This is a genomic window from Saccharopolyspora antibiotica (assembly GCF_047200635.1).
Classification (GTDB): Bacteria; Actinomycetota; Actinomycetes; order Mycobacteriales; family Pseudonocardiaceae; genus Saccharopolyspora_C.
Genome location: NZ_JBJZOI010000003.1, coordinates 123,019 through 147,337, shown reverse-complemented (window position 1 = coordinate 147,337; position 24,319 = coordinate 123,019). Strand labels below are relative to the sequence as shown.

19 protein-coding genes and 1 riboswitch are annotated in these 24,319 nt (G+C 73.4%); of the genes, 5 read left to right on the top strand and 14 right to left on the bottom strand.

Features of this window, described 5'->3' with window-relative positions; translation table 11 throughout:
• Positions 1 to 177: 177 nt before the first annotated feature.
• A riboswitch (cobalamin riboswitch) is annotated at positions 178 to 343 on the bottom strand.
• A gap of 231 nt (positions 344 to 574) precedes the next feature.
• On the bottom strand, positions 575 to 1,969 hold the full coding sequence (locus tag ACL03H_RS02845) for a class I SAM-dependent methyltransferase (RefSeq protein WP_412809456.1): 1,395 nt from the start codon (positions 1,967 to 1,969) through the stop codon (positions 575 to 577).
• Between the two features lie 688 nt (positions 1,970 to 2,657).
• On the opposite strand from ACL03H_RS02845, the gene ACL03H_RS02840 reads away from it, so the two are divergent.
• From ACL03H_RS02840 to ACL03H_RS02825, 4 genes are all read left to right on the top strand, one after another.
• Positions 2,658 to 2,915 carry a hypothetical protein gene (locus ACL03H_RS02840; protein WP_412809455.1) on the top strand — a complete coding sequence of 86 codons (258 nt, stop codon included), beginning with the start codon at positions 2,658 to 2,660 and terminating at the stop codon, positions 2,913 to 2,915.
• Positions 2,916 to 3,148: 233 nt separating this feature from the next.
• Positions 3,149 to 5,383 carry a terpene synthase family protein gene (locus tag ACL03H_RS02835; protein ID WP_412809454.1) on the top strand — a complete coding sequence of 745 codons (2,235 nt, stop codon included), beginning with the start codon at positions 3,149 to 3,151 and terminating at the stop codon, positions 5,381 to 5,383.
• A gap of 363 nt (positions 5,384 to 5,746) precedes the next feature.
• Positions 5,747 to 6,556: a class II glutamine amidotransferase gene (locus ACL03H_RS02830; RefSeq protein ID WP_412809453.1), complete on the top strand. Its 810-nt coding sequence runs from the start codon at positions 5,747 to 5,749 to the stop codon at positions 6,554 to 6,556.
• Positions 6,557 to 6,856: 300 nt separating this feature from the next.
• Complete coding sequence (locus ACL03H_RS02825) at positions 6,857 to 8,473, top strand: APC family permease (protein ID WP_412809452.1); 1,617 nt, start codon at positions 6,857 to 6,859, stop codon at positions 8,471 to 8,473.
• Positions 8,474 to 8,750: 277 nt separating this feature from the next.
• Here the strand turns inward: ACL03H_RS02825 and ACL03H_RS02820 are convergent, their stop codons facing one another.
• From ACL03H_RS02820 to ACL03H_RS02785, 8 genes are all read right to left on the bottom strand, one after another.
• Positions 8,751 to 9,131 carry a hemerythrin domain-containing protein gene (locus tag ACL03H_RS02820; protein WP_412809451.1) on the bottom strand — a complete coding sequence of 127 codons (381 nt, stop codon included), beginning with the start codon at positions 9,129 to 9,131 and terminating at the stop codon, positions 8,751 to 8,753.
• A 391-nt stretch (positions 9,132 to 9,522) separates the two neighbouring features.
• Positions 9,523 to 10,383 (bottom strand): 3-hydroxyacyl-CoA dehydrogenase family protein, encoded by an 861-nt coding sequence (locus tag ACL03H_RS02815; protein ID WP_412809450.1) that lies wholly within the window; start codon positions 10,381 to 10,383, stop codon positions 9,523 to 9,525.
• Between the two features lie 438 nt (positions 10,384 to 10,821).
• The gene (locus ACL03H_RS02810; protein WP_412809449.1) at positions 10,822 to 12,009 is read right to left on the bottom strand and encodes a TerC family protein; all 1,188 of its coding nucleotides are present in this window, start codon (positions 12,007 to 12,009) and stop codon (positions 10,822 to 10,824) included.
• A 30-nt stretch (positions 12,010 to 12,039) separates the two neighbouring features.
• On the bottom strand, positions 12,040 to 13,308 hold the full coding sequence (locus tag ACL03H_RS02805) for an amidohydrolase (RefSeq protein ID WP_412809448.1): 1,269 nt from the start codon (positions 13,306 to 13,308) through the stop codon (positions 12,040 to 12,042).
• A gap of 66 nt (positions 13,309 to 13,374) precedes the next feature.
• Positions 13,375 to 14,040, bottom strand: a complete 666-nt coding sequence (locus ACL03H_RS02800) for a trimeric intracellular cation channel family protein (protein WP_412809447.1) — start codon at positions 14,038 to 14,040, stop codon at positions 13,375 to 13,377.
• 48 nt (positions 14,041 to 14,088) lie between these two features.
• A complete protein-coding gene (locus ACL03H_RS02795) occupies positions 14,089 to 14,445 on the bottom strand; it encodes a MazG-like family protein (protein WP_412809446.1) in 357 nt (118 codons plus the stop codon).
• A gap of 26 nt (positions 14,446 to 14,471) precedes the next feature.
• On the bottom strand, positions 14,472 to 15,455 hold the full coding sequence (locus ACL03H_RS02790; RefSeq protein ID WP_412809445.1) for a DUF4185 domain-containing protein: 984 nt from the start codon (positions 15,453 to 15,455) through the stop codon (positions 14,472 to 14,474).
• Positions 15,456 to 15,551: 96 nt separating this feature from the next.
• Positions 15,552 to 16,730 carry an AI-2E family transporter gene (locus tag ACL03H_RS02785; RefSeq protein WP_412809444.1) on the bottom strand — a complete coding sequence of 393 codons (1,179 nt, stop codon included), beginning with the start codon at positions 16,728 to 16,730 and terminating at the stop codon, positions 15,552 to 15,554.
• Positions 16,731 to 16,876: 146 nt separating this feature from the next.
• On the opposite strand from ACL03H_RS02785, the gene ACL03H_RS02780 reads away from it, so the two are divergent.
• Positions 16,877 to 17,866 (top strand): tyrosine-type recombinase/integrase, encoded by a 990-nt coding sequence (locus ACL03H_RS02780; RefSeq protein ID WP_412809443.1) that lies wholly within the window; start codon positions 16,877 to 16,879, stop codon positions 17,864 to 17,866.
• A 4-nt stretch (positions 17,867 to 17,870) separates the two neighbouring features.
• Here the strand turns inward: ACL03H_RS02780 and ACL03H_RS02775 are convergent, their stop codons facing one another.
• From ACL03H_RS02775 to ACL03H_RS02755, 5 genes are all read right to left on the bottom strand, one after another.
• On the bottom strand, positions 17,871 to 18,521 hold the full coding sequence (locus ACL03H_RS02775) for a VOC family protein (protein WP_412809442.1): 651 nt from the start codon (positions 18,519 to 18,521) through the stop codon (positions 17,871 to 17,873).
• Between the two features lie 129 nt (positions 18,522 to 18,650).
• On the bottom strand, positions 18,651 to 20,438 hold the full coding sequence (locus ACL03H_RS02770) for a gamma-glutamyltransferase family protein (RefSeq protein ID WP_412809441.1): 1,788 nt from the start codon (positions 20,436 to 20,438) through the stop codon (positions 18,651 to 18,653).
• 128 nt (positions 20,439 to 20,566) lie between these two features.
• On the bottom strand, positions 20,567 to 21,580 hold the full coding sequence (locus ACL03H_RS02765; RefSeq protein WP_412809440.1) for a CPBP family intramembrane glutamic endopeptidase: 1,014 nt from the start codon (positions 21,578 to 21,580) through the stop codon (positions 20,567 to 20,569).
• A complete protein-coding gene (locus ACL03H_RS02760; protein WP_412809439.1) occupies positions 21,577 to 22,173 on the bottom strand; it encodes a DUF3887 domain-containing protein in 597 nt (198 codons plus the stop codon). Before ACL03H_RS02760 ends, ACL03H_RS02765 begins: the two co-directional genes overlap by 4 nt.
• Positions 22,174 to 22,868: 695 nt before the next feature.
• Positions 22,869 to 24,221 carry a M20/M25/M40 family metallo-hydrolase gene (locus tag ACL03H_RS02755; RefSeq protein ID WP_412809438.1) on the bottom strand — a complete coding sequence of 451 codons (1,353 nt, stop codon included), beginning with the start codon at positions 24,219 to 24,221 and terminating at the stop codon, positions 22,869 to 22,871.
• Positions 24,222 to 24,319: the final 98 nt, after the last annotated feature.

Below are 24,319 nucleotides of genomic sequence, written 5' to 3'. Positions count from 1 at the left end.
CCGCCTGGGCAGGACTAGGACGCACGTGTCTCCCCGAACCGGAGCGATGGCGAAACGAACGCGAGCGGGATCACGCCCTGCGGTGGGCGGTCGGGTCCGGTGGGGATGGCGCGCCGGAACGGCGCGATGCGGCGTTGCGCGGCACCACGTACCTCCTCCGGGGCTCCGCGACCCCGTGCGAATCGGCACGACGGTGCCAGTCTCCTGGCTCGTGGATCGACACCGGCCTCCGGCCTTCCCGCCTCGGGGGCAGTGGCACGGGAGGAGGCAGGCTCCCCGCTCACAGTGGCGGGACCGCGCCGGATTCACACCGGCTTCCTGCACACCGTCGCTTGAACGGATGAGAAGTTCGCAGCCCCGGCCGCGGATGTCAAGTGATCACGGGCACCCCGCGGGGCCGGCCGCGAGCGCCGGAATCGGGGTCCGCGCAGGTGGGAACGAGCGAGCGGACGCGATGGGAGCGGATCCGCGAACCCCCGGCTCCCGCCGGAGTTCCCGCGTGACGACGCGGGAGGCCGACGGGAGCGTCGGACGCGGCCCGCGCGGAGTTCCCGGTGATTCCGGGAAGTTTCGGTCAGCCGGGCTGGACCGCTTCGGCTCCGCGGCGGCGGGCGGTGATGAACAGGAAGGTTCCCGGACCTCCGGTGTCGACCACGTCCAGGCCGGCCGAGCCGAGCAGCTCGCCGAGCTCCTCCGGAGCGAACGAGCGCTGCCCGAAGACGCGCTCGTGGCAGCGCTGGAAGTGGCGCTGGAACGCCCGGGTGCCCTGCCGGTAGGTGCTCAGGGTGAACGTCCCCGCCGGGTGCAGGCACCGCGCCACCTCGGCGATCACCCGGTGCGGATCGGGCAGCACGTGCAGGGCGTCGGAGCAGTTGACCGCGCCCAGGAAGCCGTCCGGGAACGGCAGCGCCCTGGCGTCGCCCTCGGTGAACAGCACCCCGGGCACCGCCTCCCGTGCCAGCTCCAGCAGCGGCGCGGCCGCGTCGAGGCCCAGCACCCGGTCCGGTCCGACCTGCTCGGCCAGCACCCGGGTCCAGCGCCCGGCCCCGCAGGCCACGTCCAGCACCGGGCCGGGGGCCGGTCGCAGCCCGCGGCGCAGGTGCCCGTCCTCGTCCCAGGTGGTGACCGCGCCGTCCCAGTTGCCGCCCGGGACGACGGCCGCCTCGCGGCGCAGTTCCTCGGCGCGGACGCCCGCCACTTCGGCCTCCAACAGCCTGCGGTAGCCGCCGGAGGGGGCCGGTACCGCGGGTTCGGGCGGTTCGGGTAGGTCCGGCCAGCCGATCTGCTGATGGATCTGGTGCTCCGCGCGGGCACCTTGGTAGGCGCGCAGCGCGGCCGTCTCGGCGTCCCAGAGCCCGGCGAGCTCCGCACCGGTGCGGACCGGGCCCGCGATCGACTCCGGTTGCGCCCAGCGCGCCGGCGACGGCCAGGCGCGGCCGATCCCCGCCGTGCAACCGGGATCGGCGAGGTCGGGCTCGGTCAGGCAGCGGCGGATCCGGGCGAACTCCTCCTCCTCGGTCGTCCGCGCGACGACCGGCAGGATCCGGTCCCGCTCACCGGGCAGGTGCGCCAGCAGGAGCAGCACGGCGGTGCGCAGGCAGCGCTCGGCGTCGGCGCGCTCCAGCAGCGCCAGCAGCTCGTCGAGCCGCGCCACCAGCACGTCCCGGACCTGACCGGGCAGGTAGGAACGGGTCGCGTCCTCTCCCACGAGCACGCCGAGCAGCAGCGCGATCCGCGGCCGGTTCGGGTGCGGCGGCCCCGTGAGCACCTCCAGCGGACCGACGAGGTCGGCGGGCCCGGCCGCGACCGGGTCGATCAGCTGGCCGGCGAGCCGGGTGAACGCGGCGTCGGCCACCTGCCGGTCCGGGGCCACCAGCGCGGCCCGCAGTCCGCCCCAGCCGGGCGCCTGGACCGGTGGCCCGGGTTCGGCGAGGATCCGGTGGAGATCAGGTTGCTCTTGAGCACGCATCGACTCGACTCCTTCGCTGTTCCACCACGACCGATCGGGGCCGGTGGGATCCGTTGCGGCGGGCTCCGTCGTGCGGCACGGGCGGAGCGCGAGCGGCGAGCGGATGCCCGGGCCCGCACCGGACCCGTGCCGAGGCCTCGACGGCCGCGCGGTCGTGGACGGGATTCCGGTGGCGGCGCGCCGTTGCGCCGGATCGCGGCCGGCGGAGGTCCGCGCGGCGTCCGCGACGCCCGGACCTCCTCGTCCGGGCGCGGAAAGAGCCGATGCCCGGCTGCCGGGAGGCCCGCCGGGGTGACCGCGATGAATCCATCATGGACGAATCGGACCTGCGGTGACGACCACCGAAAGCGGCCTCCTGGGTCGCCGCCTCGGGTGAGGGCGAGCACCGTTCCGATCACTGACGGTCGATCCCGTGCGGGAGATCCACGCGGACCAGCAGGATCCAGTTCTCCAACGGGTCATACGGCGCCGAGTTCCTTGTCCGCTGGCCATCCGCGCTGCCATGCTCCGGCCGCCTCTCCGGCGCGATCTTCGCGTTTTCCGCCCGGTGCCGGGACGTTCTCACGCTCTCCGGGCACCGGTCTCCCCATCCGATGCCGCTCAGCAGGAGTCCGCCGTGTGCCGATCGCCCCTCTTACCGCCTCGTGCCGCGGTGCCGCCGACGGCGCCCGCGCCCCGCCCCGAGGCAGTGGACCCCCTGCAGCGCGCTCGCGCCGTGCTCGGCGATCTCTGCCTCGGCTCCGGCGCGCGGCACCCCGAGGACCGGATCCGGGACCACCTCGAACTCGATCCCGCCGAGATCACCGAGCTGGAGCTGCTGCTGCGCAGCCGCCACCGCGTCCAGCTGGACCTGTGGGAGGTCTACGACCGCACGCTCGCCGAGGTGGCCGAGCTGCTGTCGCACAACCGCGCGGTCGCCGCCGACCCCTCCGGAGCCGAACACTGATCATCCGTTCGGCCCAACGAGATCACGGACGGCGACGAGATTCGGCCCCGCACCTTGGGCCGCGCAGGTGAGACGTCCCCTCTCGATCGAGTGCACCTGCCTTCACGATCTTGGCCGCCCGCACCGGCTCTGGTTGCCTGCTCCACCGAGACGATTTCGCTGCGCCGACAGGAGCACCCCGCGCGCTCCTCGCAGCCGATCCCGCCCTCCCGGCGGAGTAAGGACGTGCGCACGTGCAACCGTTCCAGCTGCCCGAGTTCTACGTGGCTCACCCGGCGAGGCTGAACCCGCACCTGGACCGCGCCCGTCGCCACACCAAGGAGTGGGCCCACCAGCAGGACATGATCGACGTCCCGCAGCAGGGCATCCCGATCTGGGACGAGCAGGACTTCGACACCCACGACTACGCGCTGCTGTGCGCCTACACCCACCCGGACGCACCCGGCCCCGAGCTGGACCTGGTGACCGATTGGTACGTGTGGGTCTTCTACTTCGACGACCACTTCCTCGAGCTCTACAAGCGCACCAGGGACATGGCCGCCGCGCAGGAGCACCTGGACCGGCTGGCGCTGTTCATGCCGGTCGAGGGCGAGATCACCGAGGCCCCCCGCAACCCGGTGGAAGGCGGGCTCGCCGACCTGTGGAACCGCACCGTCCCGCTGCGCTCGGCGGACTGGCGGCGGCGCTTCGCCGAGAGCACCCGCAACCTGCTCGACGAATCCCTGTGGGAGCTGCACAACATCGACCGCAGCAGGCTGTCCAACCCCATCGAGTACGTCGAGATGCGCCGCAAGGTGGGCGGGGCGCCCTGGTCGGCGAACCTCGTGGAGCACGCGGTGAACGCCGAGGTCCCCGCCGAGATCGCCGCCAGCCGGCCGCTGGAGGTGCTGCGGGACACCTTCTCCGACGCCGTGCACCTGCGCAACGACCTGTTCTCCTACGAGCGCGAGGTGCTCGACGAGGGCGAGCTGTCCAACGGCGTGCTGGTCTTCGAGCGGTTCCTGGAGTGCGGCACGCAGCAGGCCGCCGACGCGGTCAACGACCTGCTCACCTCGCGGTTGCACCAGTTCGAGCACACCGCGCTCACCGAACTGCCCGCGCTCTTCGAGGAGCACGGGGTGGATCCGGGGCAGCGCGCCGCGGTGTTCGCCTACGCCAAGGGCTTGCAGGACTGGCAGTCCGGCGGGCACGAGTGGCACCTGCGTTCCAGCCGCTACATGAACGGAAGCACCCGCGACGAGCCCGTGCCCGGCAGCGACGTGCTCAGCGGACCGACCGGTCTCGGCACCTCGGCCGCGCGGATCGCCAGCTCGGTGCTGCGCACCGCGCCGCAGCGGGCGCGCTCCTTCCGGCACGAGCCCTACCGGCCGGTGGGCCCGGTGCCGCGCCAGGACATGCACATGCCGTTCCCGGCGAAGTCGAGCCCGCACCTGGAGCACTCCCGGGAGCACACCGTCGCGTGGGCGCACCGGATGGGGATGCTGGACGGGGCGGTCTGGGACGAGCGGCTGATCCGGGACTTCGACCTGGCGCTGTGCGCCTCCGGCATCCACCCGGACGCCAGCGCGGAGGAGCTCGACCTCAGCACCGACTGGCTGGCCTGGGGGACCTACGGCGACGACTTCTACCCGGTCGTCTTCGGGCGCACCGCCGACCTCACCGCCGCGAAGGTGTGCACCGACCGGCTGCCGCTGTTCATGCCGGTGGACGACACCGAGGAGCCGCCGGTGCCGACGAACGCGCTGGAGGTGGCGCTCGCCGACCTGTGGCGGCGCACCACGGCCCCGATGGACGCCGACGCGCGCCGGACCTTCCGCCGCACCATCGTGGTGATGATCGACAGCTGGCTGTGGGAGCTGCACAACCAGGTGCAGAACCGGATCCCGGACCCGGTGGACTACGTCGAGATGCGTCGCCGCACCTTCGGCTCGGACCTGACGATGAGCCTGTGCCGGCTCTCCCACGGCGACGTGGTCCCACCGGAGATCTACCGGACGCGGACGCTGCGCTCCATCGAGAACGCCGCCGCCGACTACGCCTGCTTGCTCAACGACGTGTTCTCCTATCAGAAGGAGATCGAGTACGAGGGCGAGCTGCACAACGCGATCCTGGTGGTGCAGAACTTCCTCGACTGCGGCAAGGACCGGGCCGTGCAGGTCGTGGTCGACCTGATGAACGCCCGGATGAGCCAGTTCCAGCACGTCGTGGCCGAGGAGCTGCCCGCGCTGTTCGAGCAGTTCGACCTGGACTCCGCGGCCCGCGAGATGCTGCTGGGGTACGTGCAGGAGCTGCGCAACTGGTTGTCCGGAATCCTCGTGTGGCACGACGGTTGCCACCGCTACGAGGAGTCGGCGCTGCGCCACCAGCCCGCGGCCGCGCCCGCGTTCGCCGCCGCCGTGCTCGGCGGACCGACCGGGCTGGGCACCTCGGCCGCCCGGATCGCCGCGACGCTCGGCAAGGCCCGCTGACCGGGAGGACCGCGCGCCGGACCTGGTAGCCGTGGCCCCGGCGGGTGTACGCGCACCCGCCGGGCCCCTCCGGACGAGCGGGGGCCGCTGACTCCGCGCGTGCCGCGCGTCAAGGGGATGGCGTAGATTGATCTCGGCGCTCACCCGCGATCTCGCCGGATCCCGTCCTCGCGCGGCCACCGCCTCCCGGCGGGGCGGAGGTCTCCGGCGATGCCGGGCGCGGACGGCCCCTCGCCGCCCGCGCGCGTTCGATCGCGCCCCGCTGCGGAGCGGTCGGTCCGCGGGAGGGCGCCCGGGTGCGGGGAGCCTGGTCGCCGGTTTCCGCGACGCACCTGGCCGTGCCAGATCGGATCAGGAGCCCTCATGTGCCGCTTGCTCGGGGTCGTCACCCGCAGGGCAGAACCCCTCGGCCAGTCCCTCGCCGGGGAGATCCCCGAATTCCTGGAGCTCTCCCGGGAGCACGCGGACGGGTGGGGAACGGCCGCGTGGACCGGCGACGGCATGGCGGTGACCCGGGACGTGGACGCCGCGCACGGTTCGCCCCGGTTCGCCGAGGCGCTCGCGGCGACGTCGGACGCCGCGCTGCTGCACGTGCGGCTCGCCAGCCCCGGTTCCCCGGTGCTCGCGCGGAACACCCACCCGTTCACCGCGCCGGGAATCGCCTTCGCGCACAACGGCTTCTTCGAGCCGGGTGACGCCCTCGACCCGGAGATCCCGCCGGAGCTGCTGGCCGCGGCGGCCGGGGACACCGACTCGGAGCGCTACTTCCTGCTGCTGCGCGCGCTGCTGCGCGAGCACTCCCCCGCCGTCGCGATCTCGCTGGCGGCGAGCCGGATCCGCGAGTGCGCCTCCGCGTTCGCGAGCCTGAACTGCCTGCTGCTGACGGAGGACGCGCTGTTCGCGTACTCCGAGGAGGACCCGGAGTCGGAGGTGAGCCGCCGCCGGGGCCCGGACTTCTTCCGGCTGCGCTACCACTTCACCGGGGACCGAGCGGCGATCGGGTCCAGCGGAATGCCCTCCGCCGGGCCGGACTGGACGCCGCTGCCGCACCGGCGCGTGCTGGAGATCCGGCGCGGCGACCTCGCCGCCACCATTCACCCGGAGCACCCGCTGCCCTCCGCCGCGGAGGTTCCCCGGGGCACGCCGCTGGGCGCGGCCTCCACCGCGGGCTGAACCCACCGCGTCGACCGCGGAGCACGCCGGGTCCGCCCCCCGGACGAACCCGGGAGCGACACGGGACTTCCCAGCATGTGGTACCGGGGATCGCCCCGTGGCCAGCGACGACGTACCGACCCGGCGGCGGGGCTGGCGGCCGCTGGCCCGGCGGGGCGGCCTGCGGTAGAAACGATCACGCACTTGATCAGGAAGTGCGGTTCCGCCGACATCGACGCCGCGGAACGCCCCTCCCCGTGACGCGCCCGCACCGGACGGTGCTCGTGCGCGTCCGCACCTCCCGGGAAGCCGAGAAACACCATGAACACCCCCGCACCGGCCACCGCCGCGACCACCGATCCGGAGGGGCCGCCGAACCCCCGCCTGCGCAAGGAGCTCGGGTTCTGGAGCCTGACCGCGATCGGGTTCAGCGGCATCATGGGCTCGGGTTGGCTGTTCGGCGCGCAGTACGCCGCGCAGGCGGCCGGGCCCGCTTCCGTGCTGTCCTGGCTGGTCGGCGGCGCGGCGTTCACCCTCATCGCGCTGGTGCTCATCGAGCTCGGCGCCACCCGCCCGGTCGCGGGCGGCATCGTGCGGTGGCCGTTCCTGTCGCACGGTCCGCTCACGGCGGCCGTGGTCGGTTGGTCGGTGCTGCTGGCGACCAGCAGCGCGACCGCGGCCGAGGCCTCCGCCATCACCCAGTACGCCAGCCACTACCTGCCCTGGCTCTACGAGGACGGTGCGCTCACCGCGCCCGGCCTGGTGCTCTCGGCGGCGCTGCTGGCGCTGGTGATGGTGCTGAACTGGTTCGGGGTGCGGCTGTTCGCGCGGGTCAACTTCGCGCTCACCGCCATCAAGTTCGGCGTCCCGGTGCTCACTCTCGCGGCGTTGCTGGCCTCCGGGTTCAGCCAGGGCGGGGACCCGGTGGCCGCGGGTGGCGGGTTCGCGCCCTACGGCTGGTCGGCGGCGCTGAGCGCGGTCGCCACGGCGGGCATCATCTACACCATCAACGGTTTCGCGCCGACCATCGACCTGGCCGCCGAGGCCAAGGATCCGCGCCGGGACATCCCGCGCGCGGTGCTGTCCGCGATCGCGCTGGCCGTGCTGCTGTACCTGGGGCTGCAGGTGGCGTTCCTGTACGCGGTTCCGGAGAGCACCGTGGCGGCCGGGGGCTGGCACGGCATCGACTTCAGCTCCCCGTTCGGCGAGCTGGCGCTGCTGCTCAACCTGGGCTGGCTGGCCGCGCTGCTCTACGCCGACGCCGTGGTCTCGCCGGGCGGGGCGCTGCTGGTCGGCATCGCGGGCAACAGCCGCGTCACCTACGCGATGGCGCGCAACGGGATGCTGCCGCGGCGGGTGACGGAGGTGCACGCGGGTTCCGGGGTGCCGCGAGCGGCGCTGCTGGTGAACTTCACGCTCGCCCTGGTGCTGCTGGTCCCGTTCGACGGATGGCAGGACATCATCGGCGTGGCCGGCAACCTGTTCCTGCTGAACTACTCGGTCGCGGCCGTCTCCGCGGCGGCCTTCCGGCGGGCCCGTCCGGACGCCGTGTCCGGCTGGGTGCCGGGGATGCGCTGGATCACCCCGCTGAGCTTCGTGGTCTCCGCCGAGATCATCTACTGGTCGGAGTGGGAGAAGCTGAGCGTGGTGCTGCCGCTGGCGGTGCTCGCGGTGCCGCTGTTCGCGCTGGTGCGCGGGTCCGGAGCGAACTACCTGGCGCAGCTGCGGCAGAGCGCGTGGCTCGTGACCTACCTCGTCGTGCTGTTCGGGATCTCGGCGACCGGCGGTTTCGGCGGCACCGGGCTGATCCCGGCGCCGCTGGACACCGCGCTGGTCGCCGGGGTGGCGCTGCTGATCTACTTCTGGGGCGCCCGCTCGGGCGTCCGGCACCTGGAGAACTCGGCCGCCGACACGGACGAGGCCGAGACCACCGACTGACCCGCACCGACTCGGAGCGGTCCGCGCCCGCACCGGCGCGGGCCGCTCCGGCGTTTCCGGGCCGCTCCGGGCGTTGCTCATCGCCCGGGGTCTTCCCGCTCGGGCCCGGTCTTCCGCCGCGGGTGCCCGAACACATCACCAGGGCCACCGGTCCGACGTGCCCGGTCCCGCCGCACCACCGGTGATGACCGCGCTCAGGCCGGGGCGGAACCCAGCGAGTTCAGCGCGGGGACGAGTGCCTGCTCCTCGCGCTGGAAGTGCGCCTCCAGATCGCCGATCAGGCGGTCGAGCCGCACTCGAACGTCCGCCGGATCGGCGCGTCCGGCCGCGTGTTGCCCACCAGCACCTCGATCTCCGCGCGCAACCGGTCCACCTCGCGGTGCTGCTCGGTGAGCTCGGCGAGCACCGGGGCGAGCGCGGGGAAGTGCGCGGCCAGCGCGGGGAACGCGCCACGGTCCTCACCGGTGTGGTGCTCGACCAGGCCCGCGCAGAAGGCCCGGCAGTGCGCGCGCAGCTGGGCGCCGAGGTCCGGGGGCGCGGTGTCCAACCGCTCTCGCAACGCCAGCAGCTCGGCGCGCAGCCAGTCGTGCGCCTCCACCAGGAAGTCGCCGAGCCCGCGTTCCGCCGCGGGGCCGGGAAGTTCGTCGTGCCGCGTCATGGTTCCTCTCCCGCTCGATCGGTCGAGCCGGAGGGCGGCGTCCTGCCGAGGACTGGCGCGCGGAAGCCGGAGGAGACGCGCTGGAGCGCACCGGAGGCACCTCGCCGCGCGAGGTGACCGCGACCGATGCGGCGGGCAACTCGGATCCGGGTCGAGCGAAGCGCTCAAGACCGCGTCGAGCTCAGCGGGAAGCCACTACCTCCAGGCGTCGGGCCCGTCCGGGGCCGACGCAACCCTGGCGCATCGCCAGGCCGCCGGGCGATGGCGAAGCCGCTTCGCGGGGGCGCGGTGCGGGGCTCCGCCGCCCGCCCGCGGCGGCGTCGGCGATCGAACCGGGCCCGGTGCGGGCGGTCGTCGCGCCTCCGCGCCGGGCTCGAACCGGAGGCCGGGATCAGGTCCAGTCGTGGAAGCCGCGGCCGGTCTTGCGGCCGAGCTCGCCGCGCTCGACCTTCTCGCGCAGGAGGCGCGGCGGGGCGAAGCGCTCGCCGAGGGTGGCGTGCAAGTGCTCGGCGATCGCCAGCCGCACGTCCAGGCCGACCAGGTCGGTGGAGCGCAGCGGGCCCATCGGATGCCGGTACCCCAGCTCCACGGCGGTGTCCACGGAGGCGGCGTCGGCGACGCCCTCCTCCAGCATCCGGATCGCCTCCAGACCCAGCAGCACGCCCAGCCTGCTGGTGGCGAACCCCGGCGAATCCCGCACCCGGACCTCGGTCTTGCCGAGACCGCGCACCCAGTCCCGAGCGCCGCCGAGCACGACGTCCGAGGTCTCCGGCCCCGAGACCAGTTCCACCAGCAGCGAGGACGGGACCGGGTTGAAGAAGTGCATGCCGAGGAACCGGGCGGGGTGCCGCAGCGCCGCGGAGAGCTCGGCGATCGACAAAGAGCTGGTGTTGGTGGCCAGCACGGCATCCGCGCCGAGGACCCGTTCGGCGCCGGTGAGCACCTCGACCTTCGTCGCCGCGTCCTCCGGCACCGCCTCGACCACGAGCTCGACGTCGCCGGGGAGCTGGGCGAGCTCGGGCACCACCGCCAGCCGGTCGGACACCTCCCGCGGATCCCCGGCCAGCTTGCCGCGTTCGGCGGCGCGGGCGAGCGAGGCCGAGATCCGGGCCTCGGCGGCCGAGGCCGCTGCCGCGTCGCTCTCCACGACGGCCACCCGGGCACCCGCGATCGCGAAGGTCTGCGCGATCCCCGACCCCATCCGGCCGCCGCCGATCACCGCGACCGCTGCCGGAACGGTTGACGTGATCATGACTTCCTCCGCTTCCTCGGGCCGGGACCGGCCCGATGTCGTCACCCGGGAACGACCGGCGCGGACGGTCCGCGGTCTCCGGAGCGGTACCGCTCCTTGCCCGGCCCGCCCGATCGCGTCGGCCGGGCCCATTCTTAACCGGCCGTTCGGTCAGTGATCAAGCAGGTACCCCCGGCCGACGTCACCCGAAGTGGTCCGGGTGGACCAATCGCACTGCGGCACAACAATGAGCAGCGGGGCCCGCACGGCCGAACCCGAGCCCGGGGCGAGGCGCGCGGGGAGCCCGGCGCGCGGGTGGCCTGGAGCCGCTCGACGCGCCACCGCCTTGCCACCGGCGCCGCGCTGCTCCTCGTCCGGCGCGCGGAACGCGGGCCGCCGCGCGTTCCGCGCGGGACGTTCACCCGCGTCGGCGACAGGCCCCGCCCGGGACTTCCGGGCTCACCCTCCCCCGGCCTCGCGGTGCTTGGCGTGGGCCCGGTGCAGCAGGTCCATCAGCTGCGGCTCGTCCCGGATGGCGGCCCGGTACCTCGCGGGCAGCTTCGCGATCTGCTGCTCCTCCTGCAGCAGCTTGCGGTAGGTCTGCTCGCGGATCGCCGGGTCGGTCTCGTAGCCCTCGTCCAGGTAGGTGGTCGCGTGCCTGCGCGCGCCGGCGACCGCGTTCTGCGCGCGGCCCTTCGGGCTCAGCAGCGAGGCGATCACCGTGACCACCAGCACGCCGATGATCACGCTCAGGGACAGCCCGGTGCTGATCTCCAGCAGCTGAACCGGTCTCCCGTCGTTGATGAACGGGACGTTGTTCTCGTGCAGCGCGTGCAGGACCAGCTTCACCCCGATGAACCCGAGGATCGCCGCGAGCCCGTAGGACAGGTAGATCAGCCGGTCCAGCAACCCGTCGATGAGGAAGTACAGCTGCCGCAACCCCAGCAGGGAGAACGCGGTCGCGGTGATCACCAGGTAGACGTTCTGCGTCAGCCCGAAGATCGCCGGGATCGAGTCCAGCGCGAACAGCACGTCGGTGCCGCCGATGGCCACCATCACCAGCAGCATCGGGGTCAGCGTGCGCTTGCCGTCCACCACGGTCGTGAGCCGGTCGCCGTCGTACTGGTCGGTGGTGTGGAAGAGGCGCTCGGCGAGCCGGATGATGAAGTTGTCGGCGCTGCGGTCCTCGGAACCGGCCGGGCGCAGCAGATTCCCCGCCGTCACCAGCAGCACGAAACCGAACAGGTAGAACACCCAGGCCAGGCTGTTGATCAACGCCGCGCCGATGAAGATGAACCCGGTGCGCGCCAGCAGCGAGAACACGATCCCGAACAGCAGCACCTTCTGCTGGTCTGCGTGCGGCACCTTGAAGCTGGAGATGATGATGAGGAAGACGAACAGGTTGTCGACCGACAGCGCCTTCTCCGTCACGTACCCGGCGAAGTACTCCGCCCCCATCGCGTGTCCGCCGAACAGCCACACGCCGAGGCCGAACAGGACCGCCACTCCCACGTAGCCCGCGGACCAGACCGCGGCCTCCCGCAGGCTCGGGGTGTGCGCCTTGCGGACGTGGAAGACGTAGTCGAACGCGAGCAGCGCGAGGATCCCGACCACGGTCAGGGTCCACACGTATCCCGGTACGCCCATGATCCCTCCGCTTCGCCGCTCCCGGTCCGGTCAGTTCCCCGCGCCGCCTCCCAGCCAGGCCAACGCCGCCACCGCGAGCGCCTCCGCGCCGACCCGCAGGGTCGGGCTCGGCACCGGCGCGAACAGCGAGGAGTGGTTCGTCGGGAGGTCCCGGGCGAGGTCGCCGCCGCGGCGCGCCCGCTCGAACACCTCGGGATCGGTGCCGCCGAGCGCCCAGTAGCTGCTGGGCGCCCCGAACGCGGCGGCCAGCTCACCGAAGTCCTCGCTGGCGCTGAGCCTGCCCATGTCGCCGACCCGGTCCGCGCCGAAGTGGGCGCGCAGCGCGCCGGTGACCCGCTCGGTGGCCTCGGCGTCGTTGTCGGTGACCGGGTAGCGCCCGTAGCGTTCGAACCCGGGTTCCGCCGGGCAGCCGGAGGCGGTGCACTCGGCGCGCGCGATCCGCTCCACCGCGGCCAGCACCCGTTGCCGGATCCGCTCGTCGTAGGTCCGGAGGTTGAGCTCCAGCACCGCGGTGTCGGGGATGACGTTGCTCTTCGCGCCCGCTCGCACGCTGCCCACGGTGAGCACGACCTGCTCCCCCGGCGGGACCTCCCGGGAGACAATCGTCTGCAACCGCACGACGATCATCGCGGCCACCACCACCGGGTCGACCGCCGCGTGCGGCATCGAGCCGTGCCCGCCCCGGCCGTGCACGGTGATCCGGAGGCTGTCGGCAGCGGCGAACACCGGCCCGGTGCCGGTCGCGATCGTCCCCGCCGGGGCGGGCAGCACGTGCTGGCCCAGCACGACGTCCGGCTCGGGGACGCGCTCGCGCAGCCCGTCCTCGACCATGCCCCGGGCGCCGTCACCGATCTCCTCGGCGGGCTGGAACAGCGCGATCAGCGTGCCGGACCAGTGCTCGCGGCCCTCGGCGAGCAGCTGCGCCGCGCCGAGCAGGCACGTGACGTGCACGTCGTGCCCGCACGCGTGCATCACCGGACGCGGAACGTCCTCGTCGGTGGTGACCTCGCTGGCGTACGGCAGGCCGGTGGCCTCCCGCACCGGCAGCGCGTCCATGTCCGCGCGCAGCAGCACCACCGGGCCGGGGCCGCCGCGCAGCAGGCCGATCACCCCGGTGCCGCCCACTCCGGTGAGCACCTCGCATCCGAGCCGGCCGAGGCGCTCGGCCACCTTCGCCGCGGTGCGGTGCTCCTGGTGCGAGAGCTCCGGGTTGCGGTGCAGGTCGCGGTAGAACTCCTCCTGCCAGCCGAGATCACCGCGGCCGACGAGCGCGGCGGTCGACGAGGACGTGGTGGACACCGGGTGCTCCTCACGGTCGGTGGGGCCGTCCCCGGATTGTGCGGAGTCCCGCGGCGCGACGCCCGCTCAGGCGCTCCCGCCGGAGCCGGGCTCGTCGCCCTCGTCGCGGCGCCGCCCCGGGGCCGAGGGCACGTTCAGCGCGAAGACCACGCCGGCCATCCGGATGCCGAAGCACACCACCGCGGCCACCGGCACCCCCGGCAGCGGCGCGAGGCCGGTGCGCACCGCGACCACGGCCAGCGCCGCCCCGATCAGCGCGGGCACCGCGTAGAGGTCGCTGACCAGCACCGCCGGAACCCGGCGGATCAGCACGTCGCGCAGCGTGCCGCCGCCGACCGCCGTCACCGCGCCCAGCAGCGCCGCCTGCACCCCGCCCAGGCCGAACTCCAGCGCCTTGGTCGCGCCCGTCACGCAGAACACCGACAGGCCAACGGCGTCGAACACGACGATGGCCAGCGTCATCCGCTCCAGCTGGGCGCTCAGGAAGAACGCCACCAGGGCTCCCGCCGTCGCGACCCCGAGGTAGCGGAGATCGACGAAGGTGGCGGGCGGCACCGAGCCGATCAGCACGTCGCGGAGGATGCCGCCGCCGATGGCGGTCACCACGCCCAGCGTCAGCACCCCGACCAGATCCACCCGCACCGCCCGCACGGCGGTGAGCGCGCCGTTGAGCGCGAACGCGAAGGTGCCGATCAGGTCCAGCGCGAGCAGCAGCTGCGGGGAGTACGGCATTCCCGCAGTGTGCGGGCCGGGCCGTGGCGGCGTGCGATCAGGTCGGGCTCAGCCGAGTTCGGTGTGCTTGGCCGCGCTGCCCCGAGCCAGGTCCGCGGGATAGCGGGACTCGTTGCGGTCGATCTTGGCGTGGGCGGCCGCCACGAGGTCGATGCCCGCGGCCTCGGCGAACTGGACCAGGTACAGCAGCACGTCGGCGGCCTCGTCGGCGACGCGGTCCCGCAGCGGGCCGTGCGCGAGCCCCTCGGCCACGGCCTCGCCGTCGAGCCACTGCAGCTCGGCGAGGAGCTCCCCGGTCTCACCGCCGAGCGCCATCGCCAGGTTCTTCGGCGTGTGGAACCGGCCCCACTCCCGCTCCCGCGCGAAGGCGCGCAACCGCGCCCGCAGCTCCGCGATGCTGTCCATCGGGCCACCGTAGCCGAGCCCTCCGATCACGCCGCCGGGGCGGATCCGGCGAACTGCATCACCTTGTACGGCCAGTTCCGCGCGGTGTTCCACTGGCTCACCGCGAGGTGCAGGTCCCGCGGGGTCGAGCCGGGCACGACGTAGCCGCCGTAGAGCTGCGCGACGTGCCCGCGCTCGTGGTCCTCGCCGTGCCAGGAGGCCCCGTGCACCGCCGTGCCGCGCGGGGCCTCGTACAGGTTCGCCGTCGGCACGTCGAGGTTGAACACGTCGATGCGGTAGTCACCGGCGTTGAACAGCGACAGCAGCCACCGGCCGCCGACCGGGCGCAGGCACAGCTCACCGTAGGCACCGGTGAGCGCGATCGTCGGCGGATTCCCCCAGGCCCACCGGCCGTCGCGGAAGCCCCAGCCCTCCCAGGCGGCGGGCTCGGCGAGCCGGTCGGCGGGCACCCGGTGCAGCAGGAGGCCCTGGTCGCGGCGGAACCCGGTGGTGAAGGCGTAGACGAAGCCGTCATCGCCCAGCCCCCAGGTGAGCATCTGGAACAGCCCCCCGTGCAGGTCCCCCGGCCAGCTGGCGCCGGTGTGCTGCCACGTCTCGCCGTTGTCCCGCGAGGTGTGCACCTCGGTCCAGTGCACGTTGCCGATGCCCTGGCACACCATCACGTGCAGGTACATCACGTCCCCGACGGTGATCACGTCGGTGGGGATGACGGTGCTGACCCTCCGCCCCCGGATCACCGAGTTGTGCTCGTAGGGCAGTGCCTGGCCCGCGTACGACCCCGGCCCGAGCGACCCGGTCCAGCCGAGTCCGCTGGTCGCGGTCGCCGGGTCGCCGAACAGCACCACCGGGGAGCGCCAGCCGGGCCCGCCGACGCCCGCCCGTTCGAAGGTGTCGCCGAACACCGCCACGATCCGCCCGTCCGGGGCCTGCGCCATGACGCCCAGGTCGGTGCCGCCGATCCCGAACTCGTCGGTCACCCCGGGGCCGGTCAGGTCCTTCACCTTGCGCACCTGCGGTCACGGTCCTCTCGTCGCGAGCGCCGGACGTTCCGGCGCCACCCCGACCATAGGGGCGCCCCGGCGGGTGATCGCAGCCCGGGAGCGCGCCTAATCCGGGTCGGGTCCCGATCCGCCCGAACCCGATCCGCCCGGCGCCGACCGCTCCTCCGGCCCCGGCTCCTCGTCCGCCGCCCGCTCGGCTTCCTCCGGCGCGCCCCCCGGTTCCGCCGCTTCTTCCGGTTCCGCCTCCTCCGCGTCCTCGGGTTCGACGAGACCTCGCACTCCCGCGTTGAGCAGCGCGACCGCGGGCACCGCGAACACCGCCCCGGCCACCCCGCCCCCGAGGAAACCGGCCGAGATCCCCAGGACCACGGCCAGCGGATGCAGTCGCACGGCGTGGCCGAGCAGCAGCGGCTGCAGCACGTGTCCCTCCAGCTGCATCACCCCGACCACCACGGCCAGCACGATGATCGCGGACAGCGGACCAGTGGTCACCAGCGCCATCACGACCGCGATCGAGCCCGTGATCATGGCCCCGACGTAGGGCACGAAGGCACCCAGGAAGACCAGCGCGGCCAGCGCCGGCGCCAGGGGCACCCCCACCGCGGCGCAACCGACGCCGATGCCCACCGCGTCCATCAACGCCACGGCCGCGCTCGCCCGCACGTACGCCACCAGCGAGCTGAACGCCCGCCGCCCGGCCCGGTCGACCCGCGCGCGCACGTGGCCGGGCACGCACACCCGCAGCACGAAACGCCAGATCGGCCGGCCGTCGCGGAGGAAGAAGATCAGGGTGAACAGCGACAGCAGCAGCCCGCTGGCGAGGCTGAGCAGGGTTCCCGCGGTGCTCAGTGCCCCTGCCGTGAAGCTGCCCTGCCCCCCGCGCAGCAGGTCCGCGACGCGCTGCACCACCTCGTCGAGCTGCCCCTGGCTCAACCGCAGCGGCCCCTGCCGCAGCCAGCGGTGGATGCTCTCCACGGTGTGCGCGGCCTGGTCCTGCAGGCCGGGCAACCCGTTGATCACCGTCGCGATCACGAACGCCAGCACCCCGCCGACCGCGACGAGCCCGAGCAGCAGCGCCAGCACCGTCGCCAGCGTCCGCGGCACCCCGAGCCGGTCCAGCCGGTCCACCAGCGGCGCCAGCAGCGCGGCCAGCAGCAGCGCGACTCCGAGCGAGATCACCAGCTCCGAGAGCACCACCGCGATCCGCCCGACCGCGTAGAGCAGCCCCGCCACCACGAGCAGCCGCCAGCTCGCGGCCGCGGCGACGCGCAGCCCCCGCGGCACGTCCGGCTCCTCGCGCACCCCCACGAACACGTGGTCGGCGGAACCGCGCGGACCTAAACCTCCGGCGTCCGTTCGTGACCGTCGGTGGGGTCTGGTTCCATCGCAGGAGGATGATCATTCACCGGGACGGAGCAGGAGGTGCGGGCGTGCGGGAGGCGACCGGGGGTTCGGTGACGCGCTGGGCCGAGGTGTACCTGGAGCACCTGCAGGCCAGGAAGCTCGCCGCGAACTCGCTGCGGGCCTACCGGCTCGACCTCGCCGCGATCGGCGCGGGGCTGGCCGAGCTCACCGGCAGCCGCGCGGACGAGCTTCCGATGGCGGAGGTGACGGCCGCGCAGCTGCGCTCCGCCTTCGCCCGGCACGCGGCGGCGCGCTCGGCCTCCTCGGTGACCCGGGCGTGGTCGACGTGGAACGGGTTCTTCGGCTTCCTCGTGGTGGAGGGCGCGGTCGGGGGCAACCCGATGCAGGTGGTGCCGAAGCCGCGCAGCGCCCAGGCCACGCCGAAACCGCTGCAGGGCGAGGACACCCCGGAGCGGCTGCTGCGGCTGGTGGCCGACGGCGGGCGGCGGGCCCGCAACCCCTGGCCGGAGCGGGACCTCGCCGTGCTGGCGGTGCTGCTGTGCACCGGGGTGCGCTCGGCCGAGCTGCTCGACCTCACCATCGCCTCGCTGGCGGGACGGCCCGGGGACCGCAGGCTGCACGTGCGCGGCAAGGGCGGCAAGAACCGGTCGATCCCCATCGAGGGCGCGCTGGACGAGGTGGTCGGCGCCTACCTCGAATCCCGGCGGGCCCGCTTCGGCGACCGGCTGCCCGGCGCGGAACCGCTGTTCGTCGATCACCGGGGCGAACCGCTGCGCCGGGGCGGGTTGCAGTACCTGGTCCGCCAATCGCTGCGGGCTGCGGGCGTGTCGGATCGGGTGCAGCGGGGCGCGATGGTGCACGCGCTGCGGCACACCTTCGCCACCCGCCTGGCCGAGGACGGGGCGAACGCGGCGGAGATCGCGAAGCTGCTCGGGCACGCCTCGATCAACTCCAGCCAGACCTACATCGACGTCACCGCGCGCGAGCAACGGCTGTCGGTGCGCGCCAACCGCACGCACCAGGTCCTCGGCGAGCTGGGCCCGAAGCGGGGCTGAGGGGTCACCCTCCCCAGCGGCCGGTGTCGGCGGCGAGCCCGTACACCGCGCCCTGCGGGTCGGCGATCACCACGACCTCGCCGAGCACGGGGTGGTCCAGCCCGTCGACGATCCGGCCGCCGCAGGCCACGGCCCGATCGGCGGCCAGGTCCACGTCCTCGGTGGCGTAGTGGCACACCCAGTCCCAGCGCCTGCCCATCGGCTGCCCGCAGCGGGACAGCAGCGGCCTGCCTCCGGTGAGGTAGCGGTCCCCCTCGATGGTCCACCCCAGCGTCGAGGGCCAGAAGGCGTCCGAGCGCTGCGCGGCGCCGGTGCGCAGGTCCACCCAGCAGGGCTCGCCCCGGCGCGGCCCCGGCGCCCACGGGCCGTGCTGGGCGCGGCCGGTGACCATCCGCGCGGTGATCTCGTCCGGGCCGACCAGGTCCCCCTCGTGGCGGGCTCCGGCGAACACCAGACGCCAACCGGTCCGGGCACCGTGCGTGGCCGGGCGCAGCGAGGCGCAGTGCCGCTCCCCCACCCAGCACTCGAATCCGGCCGCCGCCGTCCCCCAGATCCGCCAGCCCAGCAGGTTCTGGTGGAACAGTGCGGCGCCCTCGGGGTCGGTGGTGATGAGTTCAGCTCGACGCAGACCGCGCGCGGCGGTGGGCTGGGGCACAGCGGGATCGTCCTTCGGGTCCGGGCAAGAGCCGTTGAGGCTCCATACTGTCGGCCGAACGTGGAAGGAACAATGCTCCATCCGGTCGCATGGATCACGCCGCGAGGTATTTCTGATCACGCTCCGAGTTCAACGGCCTACCGCGTACCCCTGCATGCCGCGCGGATTGGCCGCCGCCGAGAGCACGCCGGTCTCGGGATCGCGCGCCACCGCGCTGAGCCGGCCCTCCGACCACGGATCCCCCACCGTCACGTCGTGCCCCCGGCGGCGGAGGTCCGCGATGGCCGAGTAACCGAGGCGCGACTCGACGGTGACCGCACCGGGGCGCATGGCGCGCGGGTAGAAGGACCCCGGGAAGCTCTCCCCGTGCCAGTTCGGCGCATCGATCGCTCCTTGCAGGTCCAGCCCGCCGCGCACCGGTTCGCGCAGCGCGGCGCCGAGGAAGAAGTGCGTGCTCCACTGGTCCTGCTGGTCGCCGCCGGGCGTGCCGAAGGCGAGCACCGGCTCCCCGCCGCGCAGCGCCAGGGACGGCGTCAGGGTGGTGCGCGGACGCTTGCCCGGGACCAGCGAGTTCGGCAGGTCCGGGTCCAGCCACGCCATCTGGAGCCGGGTGCCGAGCGGGAAGCCGAGCTCGGCGATCACCGGGTTGGAGTGCAGCCAGCCGCCGCTGGGCGTCGCGGCGATCATGTTGCCCCAGCGGTCCACCACGTCGACGTGGCAGGTGTCGCCCCGGGACTCCCCGGTCCGCGCCACCGTGGGCTCGCCCGCGCCCGCCGGGGCCACCAGGTCCAGCGGCCCCTCCTGCACCCGTCGGGCGTGCGCGCTCAGCCGCGGGGTGCGGCCGCCGGGGCTGCCGGGGCGCAGCTCGACGGAGGCGCGCGGGCCGATCAGCTCGCGGCGGGCCGCGTTGTAGGCGGGGTCGAGCAGCTCCTCGACGGTGACGTGGGTGCTGTCGCCGTACCAGGCCTCCCGGTCGGCCATCGCGAGCTTGGTCCCCTCGATGAGGACGTGCAGGTGGTCCGGGCTCCCGAGCTCCAGCGAGTCGGGCAGCAGGGCGAGCTGCTGCAGCAGCACCGGCCCCTGGCTCCACAACCCGGCCTTGCACACCGTCCAGCCGTTCCAGTCATAGCTGGCGGGGCGCTCGTAGCTCGCGCTGAACGCGGCCAGGTCGTCGCCGGTCAGCGTGCCCACGTGCCGCTGCCCGGAGCTGTCCGTCGTGGGTTCGGCGGCGGCTCCGGCGAGCGCCTCGGCGATGAAGCCCTCCCGCCAGACCCGCCGGGCCGCGTCGATCTCGGCCTCCCGCGACGGCCCGGCCGCCCCCGCCTCGGCGAGCACCCGGCGCCAGGTCCGGGCCAGCGCCGGATTGCGCAGCAGCGCACCCGGTGCGGGCGGGCTGCCGCCGGGCAGGTACACCTCGGCGGAGGTGGTCCACTCGGTGCGGAACAGCTCGTGGACCACCTGCACGGTCTGTCCGATCCGCTCCACCGCGGGATGCCCGTGCTCGGCGTAGCCGATGGCGTAGCGCAGCACTTCGTCGAGCCGTTTGGTCCCGTGATCGCGCAGCAGCAGCATCCAGGCGTCGAACGCCCCGGGCACCGCCGCCGCCAGCGGGCCCGTGCCGGGGACCAGGTCCAGACCGAGATCGCGGTAGTGCGCCGCGCTGGCTCCCGCCGGCGCGGGCCCCTGCCCGCACAGCACCACCGGCTCCCCGCCCGCGGGAGCGAAGACGATCGGCACCTCCCCCGCTGGGCCGTTCAGGTGGGGCTCCACCACGTGCAGCACGAAGCCCGCCGCGACGGCCGCGTCGAAGGCGTTCCCGTCGTCCTCCAGCACGGCCATCGCGGCCGAGGACGCCAGCCAGTGCGTCGAGGCCACCATGCCGTGCGTGCCCTGCAGAGTCGGTCGGGTGGTGAACAACCTGGTCCTTCCGCCGGTGGGATCCGGACAGTCAACACCACCACCGAGCGCTGATCCAAGGCGTGCCCGGATCTCGCCAGGTCAGCCACCAGGCGGGAAATACCGGTCCGGACGTCCGCCGCTGCCGCTCATCGAGCACCGGTCCCGCCGCCGGGCACCGGGGCGGCGACCTCGTCGCGACCGGGGGTGGCCGGGTGCCGCGCGGGGGCGAACTGCCCCGCGGCGAGGAGGACCGCGACGAGCACGAGCGGGACGATCCACCCGCTCCAGCCGAGAATCGTCGCCTGCGTGGTGTCGACGTGCGCTCCCGCCCGGGCGAACAGGAGGTACGTCCCGCCCGCCGCGTTGAACGCCGCGTGGGCGAAGGCCGCGGGCCACACGGAGCCCGACCGGAGCCGCAGCCAGCCGAAGACCGCGCCGATCAGGGTGCACATGCCGACCATCGCGGTCACGCCGAGCCAGCCCGGTGCGTCCGGGTAGTTGTACCCGAGCAGGACGAGCGGGGCGTGCCAGGTTCCCCAGATCACGCCCATGATCAGCAGAGCCGGGAGCGTGCCGAGCGGCATCAGCTTCGGGAGCAGCCAGCCCCGCCAGCCCAGTTCCTCGCCCAGCGCCGGGACGAGGTTGATCAAGGCTCCCAGGGGAAGCGCGGCGAGCTGAACGGCGATCAGCGTCCCGGGCGACAGCGGGAGCTCGCCCGTCCCCGCCCGCTCGTCGAGGGCTTGCCGGAACCCGGACAGGTTCGCGAAGTCGGCCGGGTAGACCCCGAGCAGCGCACCCACGGGAAGCGCTGCCAGCACGAGAGCGAGGGACACGGCGATGCCCAGCAGCACGTGGCCGAGCACTCGCGGGACCGGCCGCACCGGCCACAGCCCGAGGGAGCGCGCCTTCCACCGCGGTCGCTCCACGAAGAACACGACGAGGAGGGCGGCGCAGGCGGGAGTCGCCATCGTGGCGATGGACACGACCAGGAACGACGGGCTCGCCAACCCCTCCCCCAGCCAGAGCGGCAGCGCGACGAGCCAGCCGAGACCGAGCGCGAGGACGGTGAACGCGATGACGCCGCGCAGGTCCCGGCCGCGCAGGCCAACTCCGCTTCGAGTCGTGGCGACGGCCGGCTCCTCGATCGGGTCGACGGTCACGAGGTCGGCCCTTCGAGGATGTGCAGGCCGGCGATCGTCCGGTCGTCGCGGAACGCGATCCGGGCCGTGTAGTCGCCCGCCTCCAGCACGAGCGGCGTGTTCGTGACCGTCACGTCCCCGGCGCGGGTGATCTCCGGCTCCCGGCGCTCCTCGAGGGCGCCCGACAAGCCGACGATCTGCGCCCACGCGGCGGCGAGCGCGTCCTCCGAGAGGCCGTCGCGCATCGCCGGATCGAACCGCTCGGTGACTCGCGACCAGTTCCCGGACGCGAGATCGTCGATCACCGAAGCCGCCAGCTTCGCGGCCTCCGGCAGTGGTGTCGTGTTCATGGGTTCCCCTGTTCTGGGATCGGTTGGTCTGCCGTAGCGCTGGAACGCCGCTTGTCGGCTCACGCCGAGCGCGCCACCGATGACGTGCCAGGTGGTGCCGTCCTGACGTGCCTGCTGCACGACAGCGCGCACCACGTCGTCGGCAGCCGCCTGGATGCGCACGGCACGCCCGATCGAGGCGGCCCAGTCCTCGTCCCTCGCCAGCACGCGGGAGGCGAGGAGCGCGTCCAGGTGCTCCTTCAGCGCCCGTATCGACTCTGTCATGTTTTCTTGCATGTGTAAACCTTAACTTGACACCACTCCGCGCGCCAGGCGAGCCGAAAGATCCAGACTGGCCATCTCCGAAACCTGGGCACACTCGATCGACCCATCCCGGGGACCGTGAGCAACAGTCGAGATCAACCCTGCGCACTCGACCCGCCACGGCGGGCGACCGGTCAGCGCCCGACGACCACGACGCGCATCGCCCCCTCCAGGCTCAGCCGGGAGGAAGCGCGAGCCGGCGGAACCAAACCCGCCCACGCCGGCGCAACTTGGCGCACACCCCAGATGCCGACCGCATCCGCCGTTCACTGTGGACTGATCAGTCCACAACCGTGGCGCACAACCACCGAGAGCGATCCGCGAGGAAGAGAGCTGGGTGGCCGCGAGCGGCCTCGAGGAACCCCACTAGCAGCGACATTTCCGTGGCTGATGGGGGGGGAGTTCGGGGCGCTGCGCACACTCGAGTGCGCAGCACACCAGGGCGAACAGCGACAGCGAGGCAGATGCGGCGGGGTCAGCGAGCACCGGCGACCGGGCGCGACGGCATCGGCCGGTCACCCCGTGCGGATTCAGGCGCGGGGACCGAGCACCGCGGCCGCAGCAGCTCCCGGGCCCCCGCCGCGTCCAGCGGGTCCACCCCGACAGCCCGCGCGACGAGGTACTTCACGGCGGTGGGCTGCCGGGGAGGGACGCGATCAGGCCTCGCGCAGGAAGCGGTCCAGGACCCGGACGCCGAATCGCAGCGCATCCACCGGCACCCGTTCGTCGACGCCGTGGAACAACGCGCTGAAGTCCAGGTCGGCGGGCAGCCGCAGCGGCGCGAAGCCGTAGCAGTTCATGCCGAGCCTGCTGAACGATTTGGCGTCCGTTCCGCCGGACATCATGTAGGGCAGGGTCTTCGCCGCCGGGTCCTCCGCGATGAGCGAGGCGCTCATCCGGTCCACCAGGCGCCCCTCGAACCGCGTCTCCACCGGCGGCAGACCGACCCACTCGCGCTCCACGTCCGGCCCGAGGAGCTCGGCGAGTTCCCGGTCGAAGGCCTCTTCCCGACCGGGCAGGATGCGGCAGTCCACGGCGGCCTCCGCCACCGAGGGGATCACGTTGTGCTTGTACCCGGCGGTGAGCATCGTCGGGTTCGCGGTGTCCCGGAGGGTGGCGCCGACGATCCGGGAGAGGTTGCCGAGCTTGGCCACCGAGCCGTCGAGGTCGTCGGCCGGGAATTCCCAGCCGGTGAGCTCGGTGACACCGTCCAGGAACTCCCGGACCGATTCGTTGAGCACGAGCGGGAAGCGGTGCTGGCCCAGTTTCGCCACCGCCTCCGACAGCTTCGTGACGGCGTTGTCCTCGTGCACCATCGACCCGTGCCCCGCGCGGCCGCGGGTGCGCAGCTTCAGCCAGCGGATCCCCTTCTCCGCGGTCTGCACCAGGTAGGCCCGCACGCCGTCCTGGAAGGTCACCGAGTACCCGCCGACCTCGCTGATCGCCTCCGTGCAGCCCTCGAACAGCTCCGGCCGGTGATCGGCCAGCCACTGCGCGCCCTGCAACCCGCCTGCCTCCTCGTCGGCGAGGAAGGCGAAGACCAGGTCGCGCTGCGGCGTGATCCCGTCCCGCTTGAACCGCCGCGCCACGGCCAGGCTCATCGCGAGCATGTCCTTCATGTCGACGGCTCCGCGCCCCCACACGTAGCCGTCCTGCACGGCCCCGGAGAACGGGTGCACCGACCACTCCGCAGCGTCCGCCGGCACCACGTCCAAGTGACCGTGCACGAGCAGCCCGCCCCGGTCCGACCCGGCCCCCGGCAGCCGCGCGATGACGTTCCCGCGTCCCGGGTGGTCGCCGGACTCGACATAGGTGGTCTCGTACCCCACCTCGGCGAGCTTGCCCGCCACGTACTCCGCGGCGACCCGCTCTCCCGCCAGCGTCGCCGGATCCCCGGTGTTCGTCGTGTCGATCCGAATCAGATCACTGGCCAGCCCGACGACCTCGTCCTCGGCCCGTCGCAGCCCAGCCTCATGATCACCCGCAGCAGTCCCGATGTGCTCACTCACCAGGCCTTCCTACCACCCGACGCCCGTAGAGGGGGGTGGGTTGGGACCCCCGAAATCGATCAGCTAATCTATGTACACAACACAGCAGAGGCCACCGA

What these genes read in the sequence shown, in the direction of transcription:
- ACL03H_RS02845 (WP_412809456.1), bottom strand. Translation starts at nt 1,969, where the DNA reads ATGCGTGCTCAAGAGCAACCTGATCTCCACCGGATCCTCGCCGAACCC.
- ACL03H_RS02830 (WP_412809453.1), top strand. Translation starts at nt 5,747, where the DNA reads ATGTGCCGCTTGCTCGGGGTCGTCACCCGCAGGGCAGAACCCCTCGGC.
- ACL03H_RS02825 (WP_412809452.1), top strand. Translation starts at nt 6,857, where the DNA reads ATGAACACCCCCGCACCGGCCACCGCCGCGACCACCGATCCGGAGGGG.
- ACL03H_RS02820 (WP_412809451.1), bottom strand. Translation starts at nt 9,131, where the DNA reads ATGACGCGGCACGACGAACTTCCCGGCCCCGCGGCGGAACGCGGGCTC.
- ACL03H_RS02815 (WP_412809450.1), bottom strand. Translation starts at nt 10,383, where the DNA reads ATGATCACGTCAACCGTTCCGGCAGCGGTCGCGGTGATCGGCGGCGGC.
- ACL03H_RS02810 (WP_412809449.1), bottom strand. Translation starts at nt 12,009, where the DNA reads ATGGGCGTACCGGGATACGTGTGGACCCTGACCGTGGTCGGGATCCTC.
- ACL03H_RS02800 (WP_412809447.1), bottom strand. Translation starts at nt 14,040, where the DNA reads ATGCCGTACTCCCCGCAGCTGCTGCTCGCGCTGGACCTGATCGGCACC.
- ACL03H_RS02795 (WP_412809446.1), bottom strand. Translation starts at nt 14,445, where the DNA reads ATGGACAGCATCGCGGAGCTGCGGGCGCGGTTGCGCGCCTTCGCGCGG.
- ACL03H_RS02760 (WP_412809439.1), bottom strand. Translation starts at nt 22,173, where the DNA reads ATGACAGAGTCGATACGGGCGCTGAAGGAGCACCTGGACGCGCTCCTC.